The sequence below is a fragment of the Streptomyces sp. NPDC092045 genome (assembly GCF_044756005.1).
Taxonomy (GTDB): domain Bacteria; phylum Actinomycetota; class Actinomycetes; order Streptomycetales; family Streptomycetaceae; genus Streptomyces.
Window position 1 is genome coordinate 2,486 of sequence record NZ_JBIVSC010000025.1, and the last position, 26,363, is coordinate 28,848.

General features: G+C 75.7%; 21 protein-coding genes and 1 pseudogene. 17 read left to right on the top strand and 5 right to left on the bottom strand.

Annotated features, from left to right (window positions below):
- Window positions 1-162: 162 nt before the first annotated feature.
- Window positions 163-924 carry a nucleotidyltransferase family protein gene (locus ACIQKA_RS31750; protein ID WP_402543075.1) on the bottom strand — a complete coding sequence of 254 codons (762 nt, stop codon included), beginning with the start codon at window positions 922-924 and terminating at the stop codon, window positions 163-165.
- A gap of 221 nt (window positions 925-1,145) precedes the next feature.
- On the opposite strand from ACIQKA_RS31750, the gene ACIQKA_RS31755 reads away from it, so the two are divergent.
- The 8 genes from ACIQKA_RS31755 (at window position 1,146) to ACIQKA_RS31790 (ending at window position 15,782) form a co-directional block, all read left to right on the top strand.
- On the top strand, window positions 1,146-1,328 hold the full coding sequence (locus ACIQKA_RS31755; RefSeq protein ID WP_383159917.1) for a hypothetical protein: 183 nt from the start codon (window positions 1,146-1,148) through the stop codon (window positions 1,326-1,328).
- 145 nt (window positions 1,329-1,473) lie between these two features.
- The gene (locus tag ACIQKA_RS31760) at window positions 1,474-1,743 is read left to right on the top strand and encodes a DUF6480 family protein (RefSeq protein WP_383438423.1); all 270 of its coding nucleotides are present in this window, start codon (window positions 1,474-1,476) and stop codon (window positions 1,741-1,743) included.
- Window positions 1,744-1,882: 139 nt separating this feature from the next.
- Window positions 1,883-2,416, top strand: a complete 534-nt coding sequence (locus tag ACIQKA_RS31765; protein ID WP_383159912.1) for a DUF5709 domain-containing protein — start codon at window positions 1,883-1,885, stop codon at window positions 2,414-2,416.
- A 554-nt stretch (window positions 2,417-2,970) separates the two neighbouring features.
- On the top strand, window positions 2,971-3,828 hold the full coding sequence (locus ACIQKA_RS31770) for a DUF4132 domain-containing protein (protein ID WP_390108922.1): 858 nt from the start codon (window positions 2,971-2,973) through the stop codon (window positions 3,826-3,828).
- Window positions 3,825-8,774 (top strand): DNA-binding protein, encoded by a 4,950-nt coding sequence (locus tag ACIQKA_RS31775; protein WP_402543076.1) that lies wholly within the window; start codon window positions 3,825-3,827, stop codon window positions 8,772-8,774. The genes ACIQKA_RS31770 and ACIQKA_RS31775 overlap by 4 nt, the downstream gene beginning before the upstream one ends.
- 212 nt (window positions 8,775-8,986) lie before the next feature.
- Entirely contained in the window at window positions 8,987-10,141 is a 1,155-nt protein-coding gene (locus ACIQKA_RS31780) for an AAA family ATPase (protein ID WP_383159997.1), read from the top strand.
- Complete coding sequence (locus tag ACIQKA_RS31785) at window positions 10,138-13,908, top strand: DUF5682 family protein (RefSeq protein WP_402543077.1); 3,771 nt, start codon at window positions 10,138-10,140, stop codon at window positions 13,906-13,908. The genes ACIQKA_RS31780 and ACIQKA_RS31785 overlap by 4 nt, the downstream gene beginning before the upstream one ends.
- Entirely contained in the window at window positions 13,905-15,782 is a 1,878-nt protein-coding gene (locus tag ACIQKA_RS31790) for a hypothetical protein (protein WP_402543078.1), read from the top strand. The genes ACIQKA_RS31785 and ACIQKA_RS31790 overlap by 4 nt, the downstream gene beginning before the upstream one ends.
- 46 nt (window positions 15,783-15,828) lie before the next feature.
- On the opposite strand, the gene ACIQKA_RS31795 is transcribed toward ACIQKA_RS31790, so the two are convergent.
- Together ACIQKA_RS31795 and ACIQKA_RS31800 are read right to left on the bottom strand one after the other, a co-directional pair.
- On the bottom strand, window positions 15,829-16,332 hold the full coding sequence (locus tag ACIQKA_RS31795) for a hypothetical protein (protein WP_383185071.1): 504 nt from the start codon (window positions 16,330-16,332) through the stop codon (window positions 15,829-15,831).
- 110 nt (window positions 16,333-16,442) lie between these two features.
- Window positions 16,443-16,871: a hypothetical protein gene (locus tag ACIQKA_RS31800; protein WP_391096800.1), complete on the bottom strand. Its 429-nt coding sequence runs from the start codon at window positions 16,869-16,871 to the stop codon at window positions 16,443-16,445.
- 220 nt (window positions 16,872-17,091) lie between these two features.
- Here ACIQKA_RS31800 and ACIQKA_RS31805 point away from each other — a divergent pair, with 220 nt between their 5' ends.
- From ACIQKA_RS31805 to ACIQKA_RS31815, 3 genes are all read left to right on the top strand, one after another.
- Complete coding sequence (locus ACIQKA_RS31805) at window positions 17,092-18,570, top strand: threonine/serine exporter ThrE family protein (RefSeq protein WP_390108936.1); 1,479 nt, start codon at window positions 17,092-17,094, stop codon at window positions 18,568-18,570.
- Window positions 18,571-18,759: 189 nt separating this feature from the next.
- Complete coding sequence (locus ACIQKA_RS31810; RefSeq protein WP_383448487.1) at window positions 18,760-19,374, top strand: flavodoxin family protein; 615 nt, start codon at window positions 18,760-18,762, stop codon at window positions 19,372-19,374.
- 104 nt (window positions 19,375-19,478) lie between these two features.
- A complete protein-coding gene (locus tag ACIQKA_RS31815) occupies window positions 19,479-19,640 on the top strand; it encodes a hypothetical protein (protein ID WP_402543079.1) in 162 nt (53 codons plus the stop codon).
- Between the two features lie 83 nt (window positions 19,641-19,723).
- Here ACIQKA_RS31815 and ACIQKA_RS31820 read toward each other — a convergent pair whose 3' ends face one another.
- Window positions 19,724-20,017: a hypothetical protein gene (locus tag ACIQKA_RS31820; RefSeq protein WP_383160580.1), complete on the bottom strand. Its 294-nt coding sequence runs from the start codon at window positions 20,015-20,017 to the stop codon at window positions 19,724-19,726.
- A gap of 367 nt (window positions 20,018-20,384) precedes the next feature.
- Here ACIQKA_RS31820 and ACIQKA_RS31825 point away from each other — a divergent pair.
- The 3 genes and pseudogenes from ACIQKA_RS31825 to ACIQKA_RS31835 form a co-directional block, all read left to right on the top strand.
- A pseudogene (locus tag ACIQKA_RS31825) lies at window positions 20,385-20,843 on the top strand (SRPBCC family protein); the annotation flags it as partial.
- A 608-nt stretch (window positions 20,844-21,451) separates the two neighbouring features.
- Entirely contained in the window at window positions 21,452-21,925 is a 474-nt protein-coding gene (locus ACIQKA_RS31830; protein WP_383160015.1) for a universal stress protein, read from the top strand.
- Between the two features lie 31 nt (window positions 21,926-21,956).
- Entirely contained in the window at window positions 21,957-22,400 is a 444-nt protein-coding gene (locus tag ACIQKA_RS31835; RefSeq protein ID WP_383185068.1) for a DUF6213 family protein, read from the top strand.
- Here the strand turns inward: ACIQKA_RS31835 and ligD are convergent.
- Window positions 22,348-23,265, bottom strand: coding sequence for a non-homologous end-joining DNA ligase (ligD, locus tag ACIQKA_RS31840; protein WP_402543080.1), 918 nt, complete (start codon window positions 23,263-23,265; stop codon window positions 22,348-22,350). The genes ACIQKA_RS31835 and ligD overlap by 53 nt on opposite strands.
- Window positions 23,266-23,463: 198 nt before the next feature.
- Between ligD and ACIQKA_RS31845 the strand changes: the two genes are divergently transcribed.
- From ACIQKA_RS31845 to ACIQKA_RS31855, 3 genes are all read left to right on the top strand, one after another.
- Window positions 23,464-24,654: a zinc-dependent alcohol dehydrogenase gene (locus tag ACIQKA_RS31845; protein ID WP_383438452.1), complete on the top strand. Its 1,191-nt coding sequence runs from the start codon at window positions 23,464-23,466 to the stop codon at window positions 24,652-24,654.
- Between the two features lie 121 nt (window positions 24,655-24,775).
- Window positions 24,776-26,050: a cytochrome P450 gene (locus tag ACIQKA_RS31850; protein WP_402543081.1), complete on the top strand. Its 1,275-nt coding sequence runs from the start codon at window positions 24,776-24,778 to the stop codon at window positions 26,048-26,050.
- A gap of 86 nt (window positions 26,051-26,136) precedes the next feature.
- Window positions 26,137-26,361, top strand: coding sequence for a hypothetical protein (locus tag ACIQKA_RS31855; protein ID WP_383160028.1), 225 nt, complete (start codon window positions 26,137-26,139; stop codon window positions 26,359-26,361).
- Window positions 26,362-26,363 lie beyond the last annotated feature (2 nt).

Sequence of the window (26,363 nt, forward strand, 5' to 3'; positions counted from 1 at the left end):
GGGGTTGGGTTTTCTTTTGGGTTACGCGTGCGCCGGCGCGGCTCCGGGGCCGCGGGGGGGGGGGGGGGGGGCGGGGGGGGCGGGGGGGCGGGGGGGGGGCCCCCGGCCCCCCGCGGCCCCCCCCCCCCTCCGCTCTCTTCGTGTGGCTCCGACGGCGCGGCCCTAGGAGGGACCGGCTCCGCCGGGGGTGGTGGGGCCGTAGGTGGGCAGTACGTGGAGCAGTTCGAGCAGGTGGAGGAAGGCCTCGGCCATCGGGGCGCCCTCCGTCTCCTGGCGCACGCGCGCCCAGTCGACCCGTTCGCGCAGGCCTCGTGCCACCGGCAGCAGGGTGCCGAAGTCGCAGTGGTGCTCCGAGAACGCCATCAGCCGCGAGACCAGGAGGTCGGTCGGCGCGATCACCGGCATGTGCACCGAGTCCACCGGGAGCGTCTGGGCCCGTTCCAGGAGCTCGGTCGTGACCGGCCGCCCCGCGAGCGAGAAGATCAGATCGATCTCCTCGCCGCCAGAACGCGCCTTGACCAGCCAGTCCTCGGGCGGATCGACGATCCGGATGCCGTGCTCCCGCAGCGCGTCCGTGACGGCCCCGGCGTCCTCCCGGCGTACCGCGAAGTCCGTGTCGTGCTGGAGCCGGACCGGGATGCCGTGCGCGTAGGCGGCGACGCCGCCGATCAGGGCGAACGGGCATCCCGACGCCTTCAGCACCGCTCCGACCTGCTTCGTCGTCTCCAGGATCGCCTGGGTGTGGTCCGGGGGCAGCGCGGTCGCGTCGCCCTCACGGGATCCTCCCGCTCCGTGGTCCTCCCGCGGGGCCTTCCGGGGCTCGGGAGATCCGGTGCCCGCGAACACGTGGTCGTGAGCGGCGGACGCGGGGTACGCCTCCCCGTTCGCCGGCCGGCGCGGGGCCGGGTCTTCCGTGAGGTTCATCGCCTGCTCCTGTCCTTGCCACTGATCGCGACGGCCCCTCCCCGAAGGGACGGCCCCCGAGGGGTGGAACCGCGTCTACCCAGAGCGGGCTCGCTCATACGCCCCGGTGATCGGCCGCGAACGGCGAGAATCGGCCACCGGAGAACTGTCTGTCCGGTGCCGTTCCGGGTAGTCGCCGGGGCGAGAGAGCACGAACAGAACCGACCACGAGGAGACCGGCCGTGCGGACCACGGAGCAGCGGACGAGAAGAGAACGGCGCCGGCTCACGGACGAGGAGTTCCACGCCCTGATGCGGGAGGCCTCGGACGAGGCGCGGCGCCTGTCGCTCGGCGAACCACCCGGGGCGGAGCCCGACTTCGCCCTGCGCACCCAGCACGCCGAGTTCGGTGCCGCCGCCCACTGACCGGCGGGCCGGGACACCGCCCGGCCGCGCGGAGGCCGGCCCCGTACGCCGGGCCCGTCGCACGCCGGACAGGGCGGGCACGAGCGGATGGCCGCGTCCTCGCGTACCGGCCGTGCGGCATCCGGATTCCGGAGGGAGACACGCCATGACCGGACCGAGCAATCCCGACCCGGACCCCCGGGACACACCCGGCGTCGGCACCGGGGAGGGAGGCGACACGCCCCGCGTCGGCCCCGGGGGCGGAACCGCGCCCGGCGAGACGCCACCGGCCGAGTCCGGAACGAGCACGGGGACCGGGCCCTACCGGCCGCTCCGGCGCGGATGGGCGGCCGGCCCGCTCCTCGCCCTGTGGATCGTCGTCACCCTGTGCGCGCTGTTCTTCCTGGTGTACGCGATCATCCTGGCCACCGGCTGAGCGGGCGACCGCCGGTCCCCGGGCCGTGAGGACGACCGGTCCCGGGGCGCCTTCTCCCGGCCCGGGCTCCTGAGCGCGGACCCCGGCCTTCGCCCACCGGCCCCGACAACGACCTCTGATCTTCGAAAGGAAACCGACCATGGACCGCAACGAGCCCGGCACGGACGAGGCCCGCGGCGACGACGTCTACCAGCCCACCCACTCCGACGTGGACAACCGCCCCAGCGACGCGCTCGATCCGGACAACGCGATCGTGACGGACCCGCTGGAGGACATGGCCAACCCCGGCTACTCGCCTCCCGAGCGCCCGCGAGGCGTGACCCGCCACGGCACCACCCAGCGGGAGCAGCGCGAGGGCGAGTCCCTGGACGACCGCCTCTCCCAGGAGGTCCCCGAGGAGCCGCTGCCGGAGGGCGACAGCATCGGCGACCTCCCGGGCGGCGCGGGCGAGCCGGTCGACGAGCAGGCCGGCAGCACCCGGGCGGGCCGCCTCGCCCCGGTCGACACCCCGAGGGAGACGGGAAACCGCACGGTCGCCCGGGACGTCGGCCCCGACGACTGGGCCGCACCGGCCGAGGAGGCCGCGATGCACGTGGACACCGGGGCGGACGCCACGGTGGACGAGACCGAGCAGCCGTCCGGGTGGCGCGAGGAACCCGGAACGGAGCGCTGACCGCCTGCGACCCCCCGCACCTCCCGGCGCCCCGACGGTTCTGACCGTCGGGGCGTCGGGGCGTTGCGACGAGTGGACCCCGTTCGATCGGGCAGGGGCCGGGTGCCGCTGTCCGGGCGCTTCCCCTCCTGCCCGGGCAGCGGTTTCGAACGGGAAGAGGAACAGAGCAGGAGGAGAACAGGAGAGGAAGGGCCCGGAGGCCCAGGACCCCGCCGACACCCGTTCCCCGCCCCGCCACGCCCGTGGGACGGGAAGGTGCCGTACGGCGAGAGGCACCGTACGGCGAGAGGTGCCGTACGGCGAGAGGCACCGTACGGCGAGAGGTGCCGTACGGCGAGAGGCACCGTACGGCGAGAGGCACCGCGCGGCGAAGGACTGTGCGGCGAAGGGCTGTGCGAAGGCAGGCCGGCCGGGCGGGGACCGCCTGTCCGGGCCCCGAACACGCGTTGTCAGTGACCCTGGTTAGTCTCCCCTCATATTGCGGTTCCAGGGGCTTTCGACCCCTTGGTTCGAGCTGCGTGGTTTCTGACGAACAGGCGGAGGGGGCACGGCCGATGGCGTGGCTGACGGTGGACGAGGGGTACGAGATCACCCTCGATGAGGGGCGCGTGGTCGCACGGCGCGCGGGGGGACGGCAGTTGAAGACCCTGCCGAAGGCGCTCCGGGACCATCCCGAGGCGGACCGGCTGCGGCGCCTCGCCGAATGGCTGGACCGGCACGCGGACGCGTGCGTGGCCCAGGTCGACACCTGGATGGTCTCCTCGCTCCCCGTGCCCACCGGGCTGATCGCCCGCGTGTGGCCGGACGAGGCCTGGCAGGCCGCCCTCCGCGACATGGCCGTGGTGGGCGACGACCCGGACGAGGTCGGCTTCCTGCGGGACGTCACCGCCGACGGCGAGCTGAAGGTGGTCGACCTCGACGGCGAGACCGTACGGCTCTCCCCGCGCACCGTGACCCTCCCGCACCCCGTGCTCCTCCCCGACCTGGACGACGTGCGGGACTTCGCGGCCGAGCTCGGCATCACCCAGCGGGTGGAGCAGATCCACCGGGCCACCTGGGCCCGGCCGGCCACGGCCCACCCGGAGACGGCCACGGAGGTACGGGACTACGCGGGCGGCAGGTTCACCTCCCGCTTCGGCCTCGCGGCCCGCGCCACCTCGCTCGGCTACCGCGTCTCCGGCGGCTACGCCACCTGCAAGGTCCGCGACGGCGGCCGCGCCACGGAGGCGTCCGTCTGGATCGGCGAGCCCTACTGGGACGGGGAGTCGGAGACCGGCGGGCTCGGCTGGCACGACGACGGGGGCCGCGCCGTGCGGCTGAACGAGGTCGGACCGGTGGCCTGGTCCGAGGGAATGCGCATGGCCGCTGCGCTCTACGCCGGCCGCACGATCGAAGAGGGTGGGGACGCGTGACCGGCACGACCGCTTCCGACAGGACCACGGACGGCGCTCCCGGAGGGGCCCGCGACAACGCGGAACTGCTCGCGGCCGGCGCCGTGCTCCCGGCCGGCGTCCGCGACGCGGGGGCCTCGGCGGTCGAGCTGACCGCCCGGACCTACCGCCACCCCGTCCTCGGCGAGGACCGCGTCGTCGTCCGCCTCGCCGCGGCCGAACTCGGCCCCGCCGAGGACCTCGCCGCCGGCTTCCTCGGCCTCGAACCCCACGGGGAACCGGCCGTCGTCGGCCTCGGCCGCCGCCAGGAACTGGGCTTCCCCGAATGGGTCCTGGTCCACCACCCCGAGGACGGCCACCACGCCCTCGCGGTCGTACCGGAGCTCGACCGCCTCGCCCGGCAGGCCAAGACCAAGCCCAAGGCCGCCCTGGACGCCTGCCTCGAACTCGCCGGCCGGCTCGCCTCCTCGGTCCCGCACTTCCTGCCCGTCTTCCACGAGCAGGCCGCCCGGATCTTCCTCGGCGTCGAGAACACCACGTACGCGGGACAGCTCTTCGCCCGCGCCCGCACCAGCGAGGCCGAGCACGGCCTCGTCGTCGACGAGGACCGGCTCGACGCCGTCTTCCTCGAGTTCGCCCTGGCCGGCGCGCTTCCGGTGAAGGTCCTGACCGGTTACGGCAAGGAGCTCGCCGCCCGGCTCGCGCCCGCCGAGGCGTACGAGCGCTTCCGGCGCCTGTGCGTGCGCCGCACCGCCGGCGGCCTCGCCCCCTCCGCCCAGGCCACCGTCGAACTGCGGCGCCTGGCCCGCGCCGCCGGCCTGTCCGCCCCCGAGGCGGAGCAGGACTACCTCGCCGAGCTCCTCCCGCTGCCGGCCACCCTGCGGGCGGCCGAGGGCTGGTGGAAGACCCACCGGTCCTCCCTGGTCGCCCTGGCCCGCCGCGTCCCGGCCGTACGGGGCACGCTCCTGGAGATGGTGCCGCCCTCCGACGGCGGCGAGTTCAGCGACCTGTGGCTGGGGATCCTCACGGAGTCCGGGGCGGACGCCGGACTGACCGGCGCGGACGTGCCGCCGGAGGAGCGCTGCGCCGACGGCGCGGCCGGCTGGCTGGAGCGCTTCCACACCGCCCGGCACCGGGGCTGGGGCAGCCGCCCCACCCTGCCCGCCCTCCTCGACCTGGTGGAGCGCGCCGCCGGGCGGCTGCGCGCCGACCTCGCGGCCCGCCCCGACGGCCGGGACGCCCTGCGGATCGGCGTCGAGGACCTCGACCTGCTCGACCTGCTGCTCTCGCTGGACGTCCCGGTCGCCGACCCGGCGGTCGACGGCCCCCGGACGAACGCCGCCGCCCTCAACCTGTCGGACTGGGCGCGCGGGAAGAACCCCCGCGACCTGGCCGCGGTCGCCGCCGACCCCCGCTTCCGCCCCGCTTTCCGGCGCGCCGCGAACGCCTACCACGACGCCTCCTCCGGAGCGGACGTGATGCGCCGGCTCGCCGCCGCGGCCGGCGGCCGGCCGATGCTCACCGAGTGGATGCGCGACGTCGCCCGCGACTCGGTGGCCGCCGGACTCCCCGGACTGCCCAAGGCGCTCGCGCGCCTGTCGTGGCTGCCCTCCGAAGCCCTCGCGCTCGCACCGGAGGAGGTCGCGGCCGCCGCCGGCGCCGACCTCGGCGAGACCCTGGCGCGCACCCTGCGCGGCGGCCTGTGGGAGGAACTCCACTGGCCGGCCTGGGAGGAGGCCGTCGCGGACCTCACCCCCGGGCGCAACAAGCTCGACGACCTCGTCGTCTTCGAGGCCTGGCCCCACCTGATCGTGGCCAATGCCACCCGGGTGCGGGTCATCGACGCCGAATCCACCGTCCTCACCCACGACCTGCGCGTCCCCACCGGCCGGTCCTCCCACCGGTACGGCTTCCACTACGTCGACGGCGCCCTCCTCGTGTTCTGGACCGGCCACGGCACCAGCGACGTGCAGGGCTACTGGCACACCGCGCCCGACCGCGTGTTCACCCTGGACGCCGACATCAGCTACTGGTCCCTCCGCTCCGACCGCCCCAGCCTGCCGCTGCCCGGCGGCGGCCGCACCACCGGCGCCGGAGTCCTGCACGCCGGCGACACGAAGCTGCCCGGCGAACGGTCGCTGCTCTCCGACGGCACCTCGTACTGGGTGTGGGAGCGCGTCGAGCGGTACGAGAACGACGTGCGGTACGACGACAGCGGCTGGACCGAGTACGACCCCGCGGAGAACGCCCGGGGCCGGCGCTCCCTGCCCGGCTTCCTCGCCGACGCGACCCGCTCCCACGCCCCCGGCGCCGAACTGGCCGCGCAGTCCTCGTGGCTGCGCCCCGCCCCCGCCGTCGACGGCTCGGCCCTCGGCACCCCCGTCGACGGCCTGCTCGGCTGGCGGGTCCTGCGGATCCCCGGCGACGGATGGTGCGCCGACGACACCTCCGGCCGCAGCGTCTCCCTGCCCGAGGGCTCCGACATGCCCGTCGCCGCCCTGGCGTTCCCGGGCGACGACCGGCCCAGGGCCCTGACCCGCCAGTGGCGGGAACTGCTCCTCACCGACCCCGACGGCGTGATCACCACGACGTCCGACGGCGACCGGAACGACATCTACGGCACCGCCGCCACGCCCCTGCCGCCGCTCACCCACTTCTACGCCCTCCGCCCGCGCGACCCGCGGGGCTCGGACGTGCTGCGCGCCGCCGACGCGGAGACGGCCGGCACCCTCCTGAAGGCGGCCGTCCTGGCGGAACGGGCCGCGGACGTACCGGACCTGGTGACCGCCGCGCTGCCGGGGATCACCGCGCCCGAGCTGGTCGCGGGCGTGACGAAGGCGCTGCGCTTCGCCGTGGCGCAGCAGAACGCCCTGGACGCCGTGGCCGCCCGGCTCGACCCGGCGACCGAACCCGAGGAGGCGCGGGTCGAGGGCCCCCACGACAGCCTGCTCGCCGAGGCGCTCGACGGACTCACCGGCTCCGGCTACTACAGCCGGGGCGCCGCCTCGGACGTGGCCCACCGCTTCCTGGGCGAACTGGCCGAGGCACGGTCCGGCACCTCCGCCGCGGCCCCTCCGGGGACGCTCCACTACGACCTGCCCTCCCTGCCGTACTCCCCGTTCTCCCTCGTCCCCCTCCTGAACGAACCGGCGGCGGTCGCCTACCGGGCCGTCGCGCCCGGCAGCAGTGACGAGCACCGGGCCGCACTGCTCGACCTGCTCGGCCGGGTCGACGCCCTGGGCCTCGCCTCGACGGAGGGCTCGACCGACCACTGGCGGCAGGTGACGCTCCACCTCACCACCCCGCACCTGCACACCCCCGACGGCCAGGAGCGCGACACCTCCCGCCGCACCGTCCTCCCGTTCGGCGGGGGAGCGGCCCTCGGGATCACCGAGAACGACCGGGGCGTCGACGACGGACGGGAGTTCGAGGCGCTCCTCCACGCCCCCGACGGCCGGTTCGAGGCACCCGCCCCGTACACCCTGCTCACCGCGACCCCGGTGGGCGACCGGACGCGCGGCGCCGACTGGCTGACCGCCTTCCTGCGGGAGGCGGAGAACCGGGCGGCGGCCCCCTTCCTCCCGGAGGCGGCCGAGGAGTTCAGCAGGCTCACCGGCGTCCCCGGAGCACTGGCCCGGCTCGTCCTCGCCGGCATGCCCAAGGTCGACGACTGGGGGAACGGCTTCCTGCCGACGGAGCTGCGCACGTTCCTCGGCCTGAAGGTGGCCGAGGCCGCCCAGGCGCGCGACGAACTGCGCTCGCTCTCCGTCGAGGTGCGCCGGGCCGTGGTGGCGGCGCTCCTCCCCGAGGACCCGGCGCTGCTGTGGACCGAGGGCCCCGACGTGGCGTCGGCGGCCACGGCCTGGAACGCGTACGTGGGACGGCGCACCCGCGTCCCGGACCGGCTGATCGCGGAGGCCACCCGCGGGGTCCTCACCGACTGGTCCGTCCACCGGGCCCTCCCGGCGCTCCTCGACCCCGCCTCGTCGCCCGAGCTCTCCACCGACGTGGCGTGGCACATCGCGGAGGACCGCCCGGCGCCCGTGCGGCCGGTCGACCGGCCGTTCACCGAATCGGTACTGGTCGCCTCGATGGGCATGTCGGCCTGGCTCGCCCACCGGCTCCCCGCCGGCGACCCCGCGCGGGCCGCGCTGCCCGGTGTCCTCACCGCCGTGCGGCAGCGCCTCGCCTCGCCCGACCTGCTCGTCTCCGCCGGGGGCTACACCAGCCTCGCGGAGTTCCGGAAGGTGGCGGGCACGCCGACCGAGACGGCACCGGACCACGAGCGGTACGGCGCGGTCCTCATGGCCACGCACGACGGCCAGCCCCAGCCGGCCCTGCGGACCGCGCTGCTCGACTCCACCGGCTCCGACCCGTACCTCGCGGTGCTGCGCGGCGCCGACCAGCATCCGATCGGGGTCGAGACGGCCCTGCGGCGGGCCCACGACCCGGCGTTCGCACGGCTCCTCGCCGACCCGGGCGCGCCCGCCGCGGGGGAGACGGACCAGGACGGCACCTGGTGGCCGCAGGACCCCTCGCGCTCCGTGCCCGATCTGGTCGCGGAGGTCGCCGGGACCCACGGCCTGGGAGCCGACGCGGCGGCGCTGTACCTGATGCTCCTCGCGCTGCCCGACCCCACCGATCGCGACACCGCCCGGTGGACGGGCTGGAAGCCGGCCCGCCTCAAGGCGGCCCGCGCCGAACTGGCCGCCACCGACCTGGTGGTGACGGCCGTACGGGCCAGGGCGGGACGCTCGCTGTTCCTGCCCGGCGCCTGGTCCGAGCAGAAGCGGCTCGGACCGCCGGTCGAGCAGTGGAAGCTGCCGATGTACGGGCCGTTCCTGTGCGCCCTGGTGCCGGTCGAACCGGTCGCCGAACTGTTCGCCCGGGCGTGGCGGCGGACCCTCGACGGCGACGTCCCCCGCTTCGAGGAGCTGAAGGTCCGGCGCACCAGGCGCCGCCGCTGACCGACCGCCGCCGGCCGGCCACCACCGCCCGGGCAGCCTCGCCCGGCCGACCGCCCGCCGGGCCGGCACCGCCCGGTCGGCCCCGGCCGGCCGGCGGTCCGCCACGGCCCGGCGCACCGCCGATCATCCGCCGCACGCGGCGACGGCGCGGCGCACCCCCTCCCGGGTGCGCCGCGCCGCCCCACCCGTACCCCCTTCCGGAGGAACCCCGCATGACCGTCACCGAACAGCCCGCCCCCGCCCGGCAGGTCCAGCCGGCCGAGGAGCGCCACGCCGCCGAACTGGCCTTCCTCGCCGCCCAGGACCCCGGCCCGCGCCCGCCCGGCTGGGCCCTCACCCCCCGCGCGGTCGTCACGTTCGTCTGCGGCAGCGACGGCGCGGAACTGGCCCTGCCGAAGCGCCGCGCGGGCCTGCCGCCGAAGCTGGTGATCGCCCCGAAGTTCGTCGGCGAACGCGCCCTGGTGGAACGCTGCGTGGTCACCCTCGCCGGAGAGCGCGGACTGCTCCTCACCGGCGAGCCCGGCACCGCCAAGTCGATGCTGTCGGAACTGCTCGCGGCCGCCGTCAGCGGCACCAGCTCCCTCACCGTGCAGGGCACCGCCGGCACCACCGAGGACGCCTTCCGCTACGGCTGGAACTACGCCCTGCTGCTCGCCCAGGGCCCCACCCCGCAGGCCCTCGTCGACTCCCCGGTGCTCGCCGCCATGCGCACCGGCCGGGTGGTGCGGGTCGAGGAGATCACCCGCTGCCTGCCCGAGGTGCAGGACGCCCTGGTCTCGATCCTGTCCGACCGCCGGATCACCGTCCCCGAACTGACCGCCACCGAGGACGCGGTGGTCGCCGCCGCGCCCGGCTTCACCGTCATCGCCACCGCCAACCTGCGCGACCGCGGCGTCTCCGAGATGTCCGCCGCGCTCAAGCGCCGCTTCAACTTCGAGACCGTCGACCCGATCGCCGACGCCGACGCCGAGGCCGTCCTGATCCGCCGCCAGGCCGTCGCGGCGGTCCAGCGCGCGGGCGCGCCCTTCGGCGTCGACGACGCCGTCCTCGACGCCCTCGTCACCGTCTTCCGAGACCTGCGCTCCGGCCGCTCCACCGAGGGCTGGGACGTGGAACGCCCCGGCACGGTCATGTCCACCGCCGAGGCCGTCCAGGTCGCGGCGTCCCTCGGGGTCGCGGCCGCGTACCTCCCGGGCGGGGACGTCCTCGACCTCCTGCCCGGCCACCTCCTCGGCGTCGTCCGCAAGGACGACCCGGCCGACCACGCGCGCCTCCTCGGCTACTGGGACGGTCCCGTCCGCCGCCGGGCCGAGAACGGCTCGGCGATGTGGCGCCGCCTCTGGGACCTGCGCGGGAGCCTGCGGTGACGACCCTCGACCCGCGGGCGGCCGTGGACGCGCTCGCCGCGTCCCGCTCCCCGTACCTCCTCGGGGTGCGCCACCACAGCCCGGCCCTGGCCGCCGTGGTGCCCGCCCTGCTCGACGAGGCGGGCGCCGAGGTGGTCTGCGTGGAGCTCCCGGCCGACTTCCGGCCCTGGCTGGAGCACCTGGCGGACCCGGAGACCGTCGCCCCCGTCGCCCTGGCCGGGGCGGGCGGGGGCGGACGCCTGGCGTTCTACCCCTTCGCGGACTTCTCCCCGGAGCTCGCGGCGGTGCGATGGGCCCGGGACCACGGCGCGGAGGTCGTCTGCTGCGACCTCCCCCTGTCCGACCCCGGCTGGTCCCTGACGGACACGGAAGGGTTCCCGGGCGTCGACACCGCCGACGGCGACGCCACCGACGCTGGTGCCCCCGGTGGTGGTGCGGCTGACGGTGGTGCCTCCGGTGGTGGTGCCCCGGACGGTGGTGCCTCCGATGGTGGAGCCGTCGACGGTGTCGCCTCCGGAGGTACGGACGAGGGCGCCGGCACCGCTGTCCGTCCCGCCGGCCCGGACAGCGGGGAGACACGGGGGCGCGACTCCTTCGCCGGGGCGCTCGCCGCGGCCGGCACCGGCCGGGACGGCGAGGACATGTGGGACCGCGCCGTGGAGGTGCTGGCCCCCGGCTGCTCCCCGGAAGCGGTGCGCCGCGCCGCCCTGGGCGTGGGCTGGGCCCTGCGGAACGACGGCGCCGTGCCCGCCACCGACCTCGCCCGCGAGGCCCGGATGCGGCAGGTGATCGCCGCGGCCTCGGCCGGGGGCCGCCGCGTCGCCGCCGTGATCGGCGCCTTCCACGCCCCCGCGCTGCTCGCACCGGCGGACGGCGAAGGCGCCGAGAGCCGAACCGTCCCGGAGGCCCCGGACGCACTCCCGGAAACCCCGGCCACGACCCCGGACCCGGCCGTCGCGGTGACCTCGTTCGTCCCGTACTCCTTCGACCTGCTCGACTCCCGGTCCGGCTACCCCGCCGGAATCCGCGACCCGCTGTGGCAGCAGGCCGTGCTCGCCGCGGCCGGAGACCCCGAGCGGATCCGCGAGGCGGCCGCCGTCGCGGTGACCGGCCTGTGCCGGGAGATGCGCCGCGCCGGTCACACCGCCGGCACCGGCGAGGCCGCCGAGACGCTGCGCCTCGCCTGCGACCTGGCCGTGCTGCGCGGACTGCCCGCCCCCGGGCGCGGCGAACTCCTGGAGGCCGTCACCACCGTCCTCGGACAGGGCGAACCCCTCGGCCGGGGCCGGGCGCTGGCCCGCGCCCTGGAAGCCGTCCTCGTCGGCACCGCGCGCGGCCGGATCAGCCCGCACGCCCCCCGCTCCGGCCTGGGTCCCTCGGTCGAGGAGGAGCTCACCCGGCTGCGGCTGCCCCGCCCGGAGGAGCCCGAGCCCCGGGAGGTGCGCCTCGACCCGCTCCGCTCCCCGCTCGACGGACGCCGCGAGGTCCTGCTGCAACGCCTCCTCGTCATCGGAGCCTCCTACGGCGAACCCCTCGCCGTGGCGGCCACCGGCGACGGCACCGCCCTCGGCACCAAGTGGCGCCTGACCTGGAACCCGTCCGTGCCCGCGCGGCTCGACCTCGCCGGGGTCCGGGGAGTCACCGCGGCCCAGGCCGCCGCCGGCACCCTGGCCGAGACCGCGCGCCGCGCGGCCGCCGAGGGCGGCCCCACCCCGGCCCAGATCCTGACCGGGCTCACCGCCGCCGCCCGCTGCGACCTGCCCGACCTGGTCGACGCGCGGCTGCGCGAGGCCTCCGCCGTCCTGCCGGACACCGCGAGCCTGCCCGAACTCCTCGAAGCACTGGACCTCCTGGAGGGCATCCGGCGCGGCCACCACCCCGGCGCCACCGAGGACGCCCGTGCCACGGCCGGCGCGCTCACCGGCGAACTCCTGGAGGCCGCCGTGCGGTCGCTGCCCGGCCTGTCCGGCAGCGACACCCCCGCGGACGCCGGTGCCCTCGTGGCGCTCGCGGACCGGTCGGCCGCCCGGCACCTGGGCCTCCGGATGGACCGGGCCCTCGCCGAACTCGCCTCCGACAGCTCGCCGTTGATCCAGGGCGCCGCCCTGGCCGTACGGGTCCTGCTCGACCTGGACCCGGCCGCGGACCTCGGCGAGCGGGCGGCCGGCTGGATCGACGGCGCGACCTCGCCCGACACCCGGCGGTCCCTGACGAAGCGCCTCGCGGGACTGCTCACGGCCGCCGGCCCGCTGCTCCAGGCGTCCCCGGAAGCGCTCGCCCCGCTCCTCGACCGGATCGACGCCCTGGCCGACCAGGACTTCCTCGACCGGCTCCCGGCCCTGCGCGGCGGCTTCGACGCCCTCGCCCCGGCCGCCCGGGACCGGCTCCTGACCACGGTCACCGAGCGGCTCGGCGACCGGCTCGACCTCTCCCTCGACGCCCCGCCCGAACTGCTCGCCCTGTGGGCGGCGGCCGACGCGGCCGGCCTCGCCGCACTGAAGTCCCTGGCCCCGGCCGCCCCGGAGGCTCCGGCCGACCCGCGTCCCGCACCCGAAGCGGAAGCCGAGCCCACGGCAGAAGCCGCACCCGAGGCGGAAGCCGCACCCGACACGGAAACCGACACGCCCCCCGCCGAAGCACCGGACCGGCGGCTCGCCGCCGCCGACCGCTGGCGGCTCCTCCTCGGCCGCCACAAGGACCGGCTGTCCGCCGACGCGCGCCGCTACGCCCGCGCCCTGGACGAGCTGTACGGCAGCGGACGCGGCGAGGGCGCCGACGACCTGGACGCCGGATCCGGCGGGGGCGGGGGACAGGAGGCCTCCTTCCCCACCGCGCGCGAGTGGTCCCGGGAACTGGAGGCCCTCTTCGGCGCCGACGTGCGCGAAGAGGTCCTGGCCGAGGCCGCCGACGCGGGCCGCGTCGACGTGCTCGCCCAGCTCGACCCGGCGGCGGTACGCCCCTCGGTGGAGCTCCTCGGCTCGGTGCTCTCCCTGGTCGGCGGCATGCCCGAGGCCCAACTCGCCCGGCTGCGACCGCTGGTGAAGCGGCTCGTCGACGAGCTCGCCCGGGAGCTGGCCACCCGTCTGCGCCCGACGCTCTCCGGACTCGCCACCCCGCGCCCCACCCGCCGGCCCGGTGGACGCCTCGACCTCGCCCGCACCCTGCGCGCCAACCTCGCCCACACCCGGCGCACGGACGACGGCCGGGTCGTGGTCGTGCCGGAGCGGCCGGTGTTCAGCACCCGGGCGAGCAAGGAGTCGGACTGGCGCCTGATCCTCGTGGTCGACGTCTCCGGCTCGATGGAGGCCTCGGTCATCTGGTCGGCGCTGACCGCCGCGGTGCTGGGCGGCGTACCGACCCTGTCCACCCACTTCCTGGCCTTCTCCACCCAGGTGGTGGACCTGACCGACCGGGTCGAGGACCCCCTGTCGCTGCTCCTGGAGGTACGGGTCGGCGGCGGCACGCACATCGCGGCGGGGCTCGCGCACGCCCGCTCGCTGATCACCGTGCCGAGCCGCACCCTCGTCGTCGTGGTCAGCGACTTCGAGGAGGGGGCCCCGCTCGCCGGCCTCCTCGGCGAGGTCCGCGCCCTGGCCGCCTCCGGCGCGCACCTCCTCGGCTGCGCGGCGCTCGACGACGCCGGAGCGCCCCGCTACTCGGTGCCGGTGGCGCGCCGACTCGTCGCCGCCGGAATGCCGGTGGCCGCCCTCAGCCCGCTCGCCCTCGCCCGCTGGGTGGGCGACCGCCTCCGTGGAGAACCCCGTTGAGCCCCGAACCCCTGCCGCCCGTCGCCCCCGACGTCCTCGCCGAGGCCGTGGAGCAGCTCAGCGCGCGGCTGCGCAAGAAGCTCGACGCCGCGATCGCGGGCTGCGCCGAGCACGCCGTCCGGGCCGCCGACGGCTCCCTCGACGTGCGCTTCGGCGAGGACGCCCTCGTCACCCTGCGCCCCGGCCCGTCGGGCACGGTCACCGAAGCGGGGCAGGCCGTCTGCACCTGTCTGCTGGCCCCGCGCTGCCTGCACCGCGCGGCGGTCCTGGGCGCGGCACCGATCGCGGACGCGGACGGGTGTGCGGATACGGACAGAGATACGGGCACGGACACGGCGCCGGAGGCCCCGGAACCGACGGCGGACCCCGCGGCCCCGCCCCGGGCCGACTCCGTCGCCGCCTCCACCCCCGCTTCCGTTCCCGTCCCCGGACCCTCCGCGAGCACCACGCCCCCGCTCACCCCCGCCCAGGTCCGGGCCGCCACCGCCCTGTGGGAGGTGGCCGCCGAAGCCCTGTCCGCGGGGGTCACGGCCGGTGGGGCCGTGGTCCAGGCCGAACTGCTGCGCGCCGCCCACACCGCGCGCCTGACCGGGCTGCCCCGTGCCGAAGCGGCCGCGCTGCGCGTCGTACGGGGACTGCGCGCGGCGCGCGAGCGCGGTCGGGGACAGCGTCTCGGCGACCTCACGGGTGCCTTCCGGGACCTCCTGTCCGGTGCCGCCCTGCTCGCCTCGGGGACGGCGGGACCCGGCGAGGCCGGCACCGCGCGCCGCGCCTACGGACAGGGCGGCAGCCTCAGGGCGTACGGCCTGTGCCGGGAGCCGGTGCTCTCCGCCACCGGGTACGGCGGCGTGTCCACCCACCTGGTGGGCCCGGACGGTTCCCGCTACACGATCTCGGACGTGCGCCCCGGCGGCCTCGCCCGTGCCAGGGGAGCGGGTTCCGCGTCCGTGGCGCTCGGCGGGGCCGTCCTCGACCACGCGGGGCTCGCGCGCGGGGGGCTGCGGATCGTCGGCGCCACCGTCTCGCCGGACGGACGGCTCGGGGCGGGCCGGGGGGTGAACGCGACCCCGCTGCGCGGCGTGGACTGGTCCGAGGAGCCCGCGTCGGCGCTGTTCGCCGGGCCGGTGGGCGAGGCGGTGGCCGCGGCGCTCGACGCCGGTTCGCCGGAGGCCGGCGGCCCCGGGGCGGCCCTCCTCGGCTGTGACGTGGAGGTGGTCGGTCCGGCGGGCGAGTACCTGGTGGTCCGTGTCGCCGGGGGCGGGCCGCTGCTGCGGCTGGGCGCGGCCCATCCCCATCCGGAGCTCCCGCACACCGCGAACCTGCGCAGGATCGCGGAACACCCCGGGCTCGCCCTGCGCGTCCTGGGGCGTCCGGACCTGGACCGGGCGGCGACGCTCCGGCCGCTGGCGGTCGGCCCGGTGCCGGGGGAGGCGCACACGCTGCGGTTGCCGGAGGAGTGGCTCGGCCGGGCCGACCTGGGGTACGACCGCCTCCAGGGAAGCCACTTCCCGCGCGGTGCCGGGGACTCGGGCACGACCGCCCCGGCCGCCGCCGTACCGGATCCGCTGGCGGACGCTCCGCTGTGGCGGGTGCGCCGGCTCCTCGAGACCGGGGTCGCGGGCGGGCGGCGGGCCGTGGCCGAGGCCGGCCGGGGGACGGACGCGGTCGGGCTCCTGGCCCCGCTGCGCCGGGCGGGCCTCGGCGGGGCGGCGCAGCTCGCGGCGGCCCTGACGGCGGAGGCGGACCGTCGTCCCCGTGACGCCTTCGGCCGCCTCACCGACGCCTCGGCCGACGGCTACGCCCGGGCCTGGCTCGCCTCGGCGGTCCATCTGGCGGCGGCCGAGAGGTCGTTGGTGGTGGCGTCCTGGTCCTGACGGGAGCCGGAGGACCGGGCCCGCGCCCGGAGAGGGCGCGGGCGGCCTACGCGTAGGTGCAGACCCGGGTGAGACGGTGCTCCTCCACGAGCGCCACGACCGCCCGGGGCGGGCCGGTGGGCTCGACGCCGTGGGCCCGGAGGCAGGCGCGGAGCCGCGCGTCCCGCTCCCCGGGCGGTTCGTTCGCCGCCTGCCACGCCCGGTCGACGGGCAGGAACGGGGCGTAACACGCCTCGTCGGCGCCGGACTTCGTCGCGCCCTCGGGAATCCCGTACCGCACGAGCGGGCCGTCGCCCGGGACGATCCGCAGCGGGAAGCCCCGCTCGCCCATGCAGTCCGCGTAGGCGGCGAACGCGGCCCGGTACCGCTCCTCGGTCACCCGTGGACCGGGGAGCGGCCCGTCCGCCGGGGACACGGCCGGACGCGACGAGGGCCCGCCGGGTCCGGGCGCGACGGGCGGCGGCGCGCAGCCGGTGAGGAGCAGCCCGAGGACACCGAGGAACCCGAGGGGGAGGAAGAGGAACGGGGCGACCCGGGCGGGCCCGGGCACGGATCCGCCTTGCACGCGAGGTCCGCGCACGATGTCCACATCCACATCCACATCCACGTCCACGCCCGTGCCCGTGTCCATGTTCGTTCCCATGTCCTTTCCGCACCCGGTCAGTTGATGTGGACCTCGTAGACCGTGCCCCACTGCCGGGCGATGTTCTCGAACTTCGGGAAGGTGTGGCGGTACTCGTAGCCGTCGCCCGGCGCGTAGACGAACCAGCCCGCGTTGTTCCCGCTGTCGACGCGGACGGTGTAGCGCTGGTTGATGTTCATCTCACCCGCGTTCGCCAGGCACAGCTGGTAGACCGTGCCTCCGCTCGCGGAGTTCTGGAAGTGCACCCTGAAGTAGTCGTCGAACGAGAAGTTGCAGGTGAACGGGTCGACGAAGTTGATCGCCGACGCGGGGGCCGTGCCCGTCGAGAGGAGACCGGCGGTGGCCGCGAGGGTGGCGAGGACGGAGGCCGCCCTCCGGCGCAGGGACGCCGGCCGACGCGTCGGCACGGAGGCGGACGCGGGCGTGGGGGCAGTGGTGCTTCGCATGGCGCTCACCGTAGAAGGGCCGCTTTCCCGTGGGCCGTTCACTGCTCTTCCGCTCCCCCGGAAGGACCAGAGACTCCCGGCGCGCGGGTCGGCAGTGGGGGCGCGTGCGCCGGTGGTGTCCGTCCGGTGTCACCCGCTCGGCGGACGGAGACCCCGGTCGGAGCAGGGAACGGTACGTCCCAGACCGTGCGACGGGCGGACACGAGGGCGGGACGAGGGAATGCGACATGTGCTGCGGAGGCGGCGGGAGGCAGCACGGGCGCGTCAGGAGCGGCTCGAACGGCTCCGCCGGGACGACCGGACGCTGCTCGACCGCCTGTACGGGACTCCGTACGAGGACATCGCCCTCCCGCCGCCCCGCGCCCTGGACGACGCCGAGGCGGTGGAGATCCTGGGGTTCGCGCTGCGCCTCGGCCGGGCGCTCTTCCTGGCCGGGGCGGAGACCCGGCGGATCGAGTCGTCCGTCGTGGCGGTCACCGCCGCCTGGGGGATGGGCAGCCAGGAGGTCGACATCAACGCCCGGTCGATGCAGGTCCAGTACGCCCCCGAGGGCCGGCGGCCCGTCGTCATGCTGAAGGTGATGGGCTCGGAGGACACCCGGGACCTGGACCGACTCGCCGCGCTCGAACGCCTCACCACCCATGTCGCCTCCGGCCGGCTGGACCGGGAGGTCGCCGCCGGGGCCCTGGACCGGATCGAGACCGGGGCCTCCCGCTGGCCCTGGTGGTTCGGCCTGGGCGGCGGCGCGGTCCTGGCGGCGATGCTGTGCGTCCTGGCCTCCGGGACCACGCGCGCGGCCCTGGTGTCGCCCCTCGTCTTCCTGCTCGCCGACCGGGGCGCCTGGGTCCTGTCCCGGGGCGGGCTGCCGTCGTTCTTCGTCACCGCAGCCCAGACCGCCCTGCTCCTGGTCGCGGTCACGGGGCTCGCGGCGGCCGGGGGGCTGAGCCACACGGAGGCGGCCAGCGTGATCGCGGCGAACGTGATCCTGCTGCTGCCGATCTTCACGATCATCTCGCTGACCGAGGACGCGATCGACGGCTTCCGCTCCATGGCGGCGGGCCGCACGGTGAGTCTCCTCGCCTTCTTCACCGCGCTGGCCTGCGGCTTCCTCGCGGTCGGCTTCCTGCTTCGGGGCGCCGACGCGGACGCCCGCTCCACCGCCCTGATCCCGCTCCCGGTCGTCCTCTCGCTGCTCACCAGCGCGATCGGCGCCCTCGGGAACACCGTGTTCATGGGCGGAGGGCTGCGCATCGTCCCGCCCGCGGTCGCCACCGCGGTCCTGGGCGCGGGGGTCAAACTGGCCTGCGTCGGCGCGTTCGGCTGGTCCGCGCCCCCGGCGACCGGCCTCGCGACGGTGGCGATGGGCCTCGCCGCCGCGGTGCTGTCGCCGCGTACGGGCATCCCGGTCCGCGCGTTCGTGATCCCCGGCATCGCCGGCGGCGTGCTGCCGGGGCCCGACCTGTACCGGAGCCTGCTGCAATGGCTGCTGCACGTGGAGGGCGCGGGGGCCTATCTGGTCTCCACGATGGCGTCGGTGGCCGCCATCGGCATCGGCGTGGTCTTCGGAACGCTGCTCGGCACCGCCGCCGAACGCCAGTGGCACTACCGGGGGACCGGCGGCCCGGCCGGGCCCTCCCGTGGCTCCGAGGGGATCGTCCCCGCCGCGGGCGAGCCCGAGCGGGACGCCCCGGCCCGCTGACGCCTCCTTCTTTCGGCCGCGACCGCGATACGCGCCCGCGACAACCACGACAAACGCGACAACCGTGACGATCGCGGCGATCACAGCGGTGCGGTGAAGACCGCGATGGTCGCAATGGCTGCCCGGCAAACGCGCGACATGAGCCGCTTGTGCGACATAAGGACCCCTCGGCGGGGTAGCGGCACACGCATGGATACGACACCCCTGCGCGCCGTCGCCCTCGTCTGCACCCTGTCCCCGTCACCCGCGCGTTCCAGCTCCCAGCTCCTGGCCGAGCAGGTCATGGCGGCACTGGGCGAGCACGGCGTCACCGGCGAGACCATCAGGATCGCCGACCGCAACGTCCTGCCCGGCGTCGAGACCGACATGGGGGAGGGGGACGACTGGCCGGAGATCCGCGACGCCGTCCTGGGCGCGGACATCCTGGTCCTGTCGACCCCCATCTGGCTCGGCCACCCCTCCAGCATCGCCCAGCGCGTCCTGGAGCGGCTGGACGCCGAGATCTCCGAGACGGACGACGAGGGCCGGATGCTGACCTACGGCAAGGTGGCGGCCGTCTGCGTGGTCGGGAACGAGGACGGCGCGCACAAGGTGAGCGCGGACCTCTTCCAGGGCCTCAACGACGTCGGCTTCTCCCTCGCCCCCAACGCCGTCACCTACTGGGTGGGCGAGGCCATGCAGGGCACCGACTACCAGGACCTGGACAAGACCCCCGAGTCCACGGCCGGCACCACCGCGACCCTCGCCGCCAACACGGCCCACCTGGCCCGCCGCCTCAAGTCCGCCCCGTATCCGCCGTCCTGACCGATCCGGACCCCGTCCCAGATCGGGATCCCGTCCCGGATCGAGACCCGGATCCAGACCCAGACCCAGACCCAGACCCAGATCCAGACCGAGGAGCGACAGGCATGACCCAGCACAGGAACGACGACACGGAGCCGCGCACCACTCCTCCCTCCGAGGCCCCGGGGGAGAGCGGTGACGAGGAGGCGCGCGAGGAGGCGGAGGAGGCGGTCGTCGGCGAGGCGGGCGACGACGAGGACGACCGGGACGACGCGGACTCCGCGTGACCGCGACGCCGGGGCGGGCCGTGAGGAGTTCACGGCCCGCCCCGGCGTCGTACGTCGGTGCGGAGGGTTCCCGGGAGGGCCTCTCAGGCGGTTCTGGCCCGGGGCGCGCTCCCCGGTGCCTGGAGCGGTACGGAGCCGGGACCGCTCACCACCAGGACGACGCCGAGGCCCGCGCACATCCTGCGGGCCCGGGCGAGCGCGCTGAAGGACGCCGGGGACGGGCAGGGGGACGGGAACTCGAGGAGCACCCGGTCCGGACGGTAGGCGGAGACGACCGCCTCGATCTCCAGGGCCGCCGCGGCTCGGCTGGTGACGTCGAGCTCGCGGAGGAGCCTCAGGTGCAGGACGCCGTCTTCGAAGGCATGGCTCAAGAGCATGGTCTACCTCCCGGACCGGGTGGGCGCCGCCGGAGCGGCACGAGGCGGTGATCAGTCGATCGGTGGGAGGGACCGGCGAGCGGTCCCGGTGCGGCGCACGGTGAGCGGTTCGTGGAGCTCGACGGGAACACCGCGAGCGCCGCATCCTCGGCGCGAGCCGGCCGCCGGGGCCCTTCTCCGCCGCAGGACGCTCTGTGTCCAGCCTGAAGCAGCTCGACAGGTGGCTGCCACCCTCCATTATGCAAGGAACGCGCCTGCCTGCACCTTTCCCGTTCCGGCCCCGCACACGGGACTTCAAGGGCCTGATTGAGGCGGGAGCGGCCGGGTACGCGGGGAACGACCACAACGGAACGAAGGAGGCAAACCGGTGAGTACGGTCGAGAAGACCATCGATGTGGACGTCCCGGTGCGGAGCGCCTACGACCAGTGGACGCAGTTCGAGGAGTTCCCCCACTTCATGGAAGGCGTGGAGGAGGTGCGGCAGGTCGACGACCGCCACTGCCACTGGCGGACCAAGGTGGCGGGCGTGCGGCGCGAGTTCGACACCGAGATCGTCGACCAGCTGCCCGACGAGCGCGTCGCGTGGCGGACCGTGGGCGGAGAGGTCCGGCAGAAGGGCGTCGTGACCTTCCAGCCGCTCGACGAGGGCCACACCAGGGTCCGGCTCGCGATGGAGGTGGAGCCGGAGGGCGTGGTGGAGAAGACCGGTGACGCCCTCGGGATCCTCGACCTGCGGGTCAAGGGCGACCTGAAGAGGTTCAAGGGCTTCATCGAGGAGCGCGGGCAGGCGACCGGCGGCTGGCGCGGCCGCATCCGCCCCTCGGACGGCATGAACCCGCTCCCGGCCGACGGCACGCGGAGCGCCCCCGGCGGCACCCCGGCCACGACGGGCACGACGGGCGGTGCCCCGGCCACGACCGGGCCGACGGGCACGACCGGTGACGTCCCCGTCATCCCGGGCCAGGTCGACAGGTCCGCGCACGGTGCGGGCGCCTGGCCGCCCGCCGACCGCCCCTGAGGACGCCCGAGGAGACGGACGGATCCCTCCCGGGGACACCGACGGACCTCTGAGGGCACCCGAGAACGGCGGACGGCACTCATCACGGCCGGGGGCCGGTCGCGCGGACGGAACCACGTCCCGCGACCGGCCCCCGGCCGTGCGCGCCCCGGCGAACCACGGGAGCACGGACCCGGTGCCCCCCCGGGACGGACGCGTACGAGGGCGGCTGCCGGGCGGTCCGGGCCCTCCCGGGGCACATTGGTACGGAGGGGCGACCGCCCCTACGCCGGACCGCCCGCGCGTACGGCACGTGGTGCCGGGTAGTCGGTCGGCAGGAGGACCCTGTTCCGGCGGCGGACGCGGAGGAGACGGAGCCGAAACCCGCCGACCGGGCCCGGACCGCCTTTCCCGGCGTGAGCGAGAAGGGGCATGACATGAGTACCGATGACGGCACTTCCCGCGTGGTCGTGGGCGTGGACGGCTCGCCCGCGTCCCACGCCGCCCTGCGCTGGGCGCTCCGGTACGCGCGGCGCACCGGAGCGACCGTGCACGCCGTGGGGGTCTACGACCTCCCCGGGGCCGAGGGGTGGTCCGCGCCGGCCGTGGACGTGCTCTTCGACGAGGAACAGGCCCGGCGGTCGCTCTCCGAGGAACTCACGGCGGTCCTCGCTCCGGGCGACGACGTCCCCCTGGTCCAGCACGTGGTGCGCGGAAACCCCGCCCGGGTGCTGATCGAGGAGTCGGACGGCGCCGAACTGCTCGTCGTGGGGAGCCGGGGCCGGGGAGGCTTCGCGAGCCTGCTCCTCGGCTCGGTGAGCCAGCAGTGCGCCGCACACGCCTCCTGCCCCGTCGTCATCGTCCGTCCGGAGACGGCCGACGGCACCCCGCCCGCGGGCGACACCCCCTGATGCGCGTCGGCGACACGGAGGTCGGACCATCATGAACGCATCCATGTCCCTGGTGCTTCTGCCGGACGGCCACCTCGTGCTCCCCGCCGACGAGGTGACGGGCCTGCTCCGGCACCTCGCGGCCGGGTGGCTGGAGTCGACCGGCGAGGACGACCTCGATCTCGCGCCGGAGACGGTGGTGGCCCTGGCGGGAGCGCTGACGGAGGTCGCCGACCGGATCGACGTGGAGTGCATCGCGCTCGCGCCGCACGGCGACGAGGACCCGTTCGACCAGGAGAGGCCGTTCACCGACGGGAACGGCGAGGAGGACGCGCCCGACGACGGCGGCCCGTTCGACGAGGACACCCCCCTCAACGAGGGGAGCCCGTTCGACGAGGGCCGCCCGTTCGGCGACGGAGGACGCTTCGACGGCGAGGACCCCCTCAGGGACGAGCACGGAGACCCGTACGACGGAGGCGGTCCGCCGCAGCCCTGAGGGAGCGGCCGCGCGGAGCCGGGCTCCACGGGTCCTCCTCCAGGAGCAGGTCCGCGTCCGCGAGGCGCCGGGCGCGCGCGTCGACCGCCGGGTCGTCCAGGTCGTCCCAGGCGAGCGGGGCCGCGACGGGTGCCCCGGCCCTGGCCCGCACCGTGTACGGGGCCACGGCGGTCTGCCCGTACGCGTTGCGCTGGATGTCGAGGTAGAGCCGCCCCTCCCGGGCCTTCTTGCGCACCTCGGTGGTGAGCCGGTCGGGATGCCGGGCGGCGAGCACCCCGGTGACGTCGGCGGCGAAGGCCCGCACGTCGTCGTAGGGGGCCTTCCGGTCCAGCGGCACCAGGACGTGCAGCCCCCGTGAGCCGGTGGTCATGAGCAGCGACGGCAGCTCCAGCGCGTCGAGGAGGTCGCGGAGCCAACGGGCCGCGTCCCGCACCGGCCCGAAGCCCTCCCCGGACGGGTCGAGGTCGAAGACCAGCCGGTCCGGGTGGTGCGGGCGGTCGACCTTCGACAGCCACCGGTGCAGGGTGACGGAGCCCTGGTCGGCGAGGAGGACCAGGGTGGCCGCGTCCTCGGCCAGGACGTACGTGACGGTGCCGCCCTCCTTCGGCATCCCGGCGCGCCCCACCCAGTCCGGGAAGTGGTCCGGCGCGTCCTTCTGGAAGAATCCCCGCTCGCCGATGCCGCCCGGATGGCGCTCCAGGGTCAGCGGCCGGCCGCGCAGGTGCGGCAGCATCCGCGGGGCCACGGCGCGGTAGTACTCCGCGAGGTCGGCCTTGGTGATGCCGTCCTCGGGGAAGAGCACCTTCTCCGGCCGGCTGACCGTGACGGTGCGCCTGCCCGCCCGCACCTTCAGGGTGTCCGTCATCGCGTCCTCCCTCTCCGTGCGCGTTTCCGGGCACCGCCCGGACGCCTCCTACGGGGCCGCTACCCGCGAAGGCGCGGGCCTATCGCGATGTCCCCGCCGGGCCGCGCGGCCCCCGGCTGCCCGGAGGGAGGCATACGACCCCGCGGTCCGGGGCACTCGCGCCGTGAACCCCGAAAGCCGCACGTGAGGAGCTCGACCATGAGGGCGTTGACCTGGCACGGACACCGGGACGTTCGTGTGGACACCGTGCCCGACCCCCGGATCGTCGATCCGACGGATGTGATCGTCCGCGTCACCTCCAGCGGGATCTGCGGCTCCGACCTGCACCTGTACGAGGTGTTCGGCCCCTTCCTCGACCCGGGTGACATCCTTGGCCACGAGCCCATGGGGATCGTGGAGGAGGTCGGCCCCGAGGTGCGGAACCTCAAGGTCGGCGACCGGGTGGTGGTGCCGTTCAACGTCTCCTGCGGCACGTGCTGGACGTGCGGTCAGGGCCTGCAGTCCCAGTGCGAGACCACCCAGGTCAGGGAGTACGGGACGGGCGCCTCGCTGTTCGGCTACACCAAGCTCTACGGACAGGTCCCCGGCGGACAGGCGGAGTTCCTGCGCGTCCCCTTCGGCGACACCCTGCCCGTCAAGGTCGGCCAGGACGCCCCCGACCAGCGCTACCTCTACCTCTCCGACGTGCTGCCGACCGCCTGGCAGGCCGTGGCGTACGCCGACGTCCCGCCCGGCGGCACCCTGACCGTCCTCGGGCTCGGCCCCATCGGCGACATGGCCGCCCGCATCGCGCTCCACAGGGGCGCGAGCAAGGTCATCGGCGTGGACCTCGTCCCCGAGCGGCTCCGCCGCGCCCGGGACCGCGGCGTCGAGGTCCTGAACCTCAAGGAGCACGGCAAGGACCTCGGAGACCGGGTGCGGGACCTCACGGACGGCCGGGGCACCGACGCGGTCGTCGACGCCGTCGGCATGGAGGCCCACGGCGCCCCGCTCACCAAGGCCGCCCAGAAGATCCCCGGCTTCCTGCCCGACGCCCTCGCCCAGAAGATGATGACCAGGGTCGGCGTGGACAGCATGACCGCCTTCGACACGGCGGTGGACGTGGTCCGCCGCGGCGGCACCATCAGCCTGTCCGGCGTCTACGGCGGCGCCGTCGACCCCGTTCCGATGTTCAGCCTCTTCGACAAGCAGATCCAGCTCCGCATGGGCCAGGCCAACGTCTGGCGGTGGGTCGAGGACATCCTCCCGCTCCTGGACGACGCCGACCCGCTCGGCGTCGACGACTTCGCCACCCACACCCTCCCCCTGGAGGACGCCCCGCAGGCGTACAAGACGTTCCAGGCCAAGGAGGACGGCATGATCAAGGCGGTGCTGACCCCCGGCCGCTGAGCGGCCCCGCAGCGCCCCGTCTCCCGGCCGGGCCGCCTCCGCTCCCCGGCCGGGAGACGCGAACCGGTGTGAAATCACCACTTCGTGGAACCCGTCTCTCATGAAAGCGACCCCCCGGGACATGTCCGACCCCCTCCGCACCCCTCTGCTCGACAGCACCGCCGCCCTCCTGACGAAGGGCTACGGCTGGCTGCCCGACCTGCGCCGCCGCGCCGGAAACGCCCCGGCCGTGCCCGTGCGGATCCTCGGCCGGCGCGGGGTCGCGCTGCACGGCAAGGAGGCGGTGGACTTCTTCTACGACGAACGGAACGTCCGCCGGCACGACGCCCTGCCCGGGCCCGTCCTGGACACCCTGTTCGGCCGCGGCGCCGTCCACACCCTCGACGGGGGGCCGCACCGCGGGCGGAAGGCGCTGTTCCTGACGCTGCTGAAGGACCCGGAGCGGATCGCCTCCCTGGTGGAGCACGCCCGGCGGGCGTGGGACCGGGCCGAGGCCGAGTGGCAGGGCCGGGAGCGGGTGGTGCTCTTCGACGAGGCCGCCCGCGTCCTGACCGCGGCCGTCCACGAATGGGCCGGCGTCCCGCTGTCCGTGGGCGAGGAGGAGAGCGCCGCGCGGGACCTCGTGGCCATGGTGGACGGCTTCGCCGCCGTCGGGCCCCGGCACCTGCGCGCGCGGCGGGCGAGGAAGCGGCAGGAGGAGCGGCTCGCCCCGCTGATCGAGGAGCTGCGGTACGCGGGCGCCCCGTCCGGGCAGGCGACGGTCGCGCAGGCGGTGGCCGCGCACACCGACGCGAACGGCCGGCAGCTGGACCCGCACACCGCGGCCGTCGAACTCCTGAACGTCCTGCGCCCCACCGTCGCGGTCACCTGGTTCCTCGTCTTCGCCGCCCACGCCCTGCACCGCTGGCCGGAGCACCGCGACCTCCTGGGGACGGACGAGCGACACGCCTGGGGCTTCGCCCAGGAGGTGCGCCGCTTCTACCCCTTCGCCCCGTTCACCGGCGGCCTCGCGGCGGCCGACACCCAGTGGGGCGGCGTCCCGATCGAGAAGGGCAGCCTGGTCCTCCTCGACCTGTACGGGCACGACCACGACCCCGACCTGTGGCCGGAGCCGTACGCCTTCGACCCGACCCGGTTCACCCGTCCGGGCGCGACGATCGGCCGCGACGACCTCGTGCCGCAGGGCGGCGGCGATCCGGCGGCCGGCCACCGGTGCCCCGGCGAGGACATCACCCTCGCCCTCCTGGCCTCCCTGGTGCCGCGCCTCGCCCGCCTGTCCCACGGCGCGCCCGACGAGCAGGACCTGTCGATCCCCCTGCACCGCGTACCGACGCTCCCGCGCAGCGGATACGTCATGGAGCGCGTACGCCCGGTGTCCCCGGCCGCGGCGGGCTGACCGCCCTGCCGCCGGACGTCGCACCACCCCACGTTTCGAGAGAAGACCGTGAGAGAGAAGACCGTGACGAGCGAGAGGAGAGCGGAATGAGCGACGCGCACACCCCGGGGGACTCGGAGGACCCGATACCCCGCGACCGCGAGGACCAGCAGGCGGCGGAGGGCGAGGACCCCCTGGCCATCCCCGTCACGCGGGACCCCGGCGAGGAGGAGCTCCCGGACACCGACGTGTCCGGGACGGGGCCCCAAGGGCGCGCCGAGAGCGGGACCGTCAACCCGGAGCACCCCGCCCCCGACGAACCGGCCGACTGACC

Coding starts and splice junctions, on each gene's coding strand:
- ACIQKA_RS31750 (WP_402543075.1), bottom strand. CDS start 924: ATGAACCTCACGGAAGACCCGGCCCCGCGCCGGCCGGCGAACGGGGAG.
- ACIQKA_RS31760 (WP_383438423.1), top strand. CDS start 1,474: ATGACCGGACCGAGCAATCCCGACCCGGACCCCCGGGACACACCCGGC.
- ACIQKA_RS31765 (WP_383159912.1), top strand. CDS start 1,883: ATGGACCGCAACGAGCCCGGCACGGACGAGGCCCGCGGCGACGACGTC.
- ACIQKA_RS31770 (WP_390108922.1), top strand. CDS start 2,971: ATGGCGTGGCTGACGGTGGACGAGGGGTACGAGATCACCCTCGATGAG.
- ACIQKA_RS31780 (WP_383159997.1), top strand. CDS start 8,987: ATGACCGTCACCGAACAGCCCGCCCCCGCCCGGCAGGTCCAGCCGGCC.
- ACIQKA_RS31800 (WP_391096800.1), bottom strand. CDS start 16,871: ATGCGAAGCACCACTGCCCCCACGCCCGCGTCCGCCTCCGTGCCGACG.
- ACIQKA_RS31805 (WP_390108936.1), top strand. CDS start 17,092: ATGCGACATGTGCTGCGGAGGCGGCGGGAGGCAGCACGGGCGCGTCAG.
- ACIQKA_RS31810 (WP_383448487.1), top strand. CDS start 18,760: ATGGATACGACACCCCTGCGCGCCGTCGCCCTCGTCTGCACCCTGTCC.
- ACIQKA_RS31815 (WP_402543079.1), top strand. CDS start 19,479: ATGACCCAGCACAGGAACGACGACACGGAGCCGCGCACCACTCCTCCC.
- ACIQKA_RS31820 (WP_383160580.1), bottom strand. CDS start 20,017: ATGCTCTTGAGCCATGCCTTCGAAGACGGCGTCCTGCACCTGAGGCTC.
- ACIQKA_RS31830 (WP_383160015.1), top strand. CDS start 21,452: ATGAGTACCGATGACGGCACTTCCCGCGTGGTCGTGGGCGTGGACGGC.
- ACIQKA_RS31835 (WP_383185068.1), top strand. CDS start 21,957: ATGAACGCATCCATGTCCCTGGTGCTTCTGCCGGACGGCCACCTCGTG.
- ligD (WP_402543080.1), bottom strand. CDS start 23,265: ATGACGGACACCCTGAAGGTGCGGGCGGGCAGGCGCACCGTCACGGTC.
- ACIQKA_RS31845 (WP_383438452.1), top strand. CDS start 23,464: ATGAGGGCGTTGACCTGGCACGGACACCGGGACGTTCGTGTGGACACC.
- ACIQKA_RS31850 (WP_402543081.1), top strand. CDS start 24,776: ATGTCCGACCCCCTCCGCACCCCTCTGCTCGACAGCACCGCCGCCCTC.
- ACIQKA_RS31855 (WP_383160028.1), top strand. CDS start 26,137: ATGAGCGACGCGCACACCCCGGGGGACTCGGAGGACCCGATACCCCGC.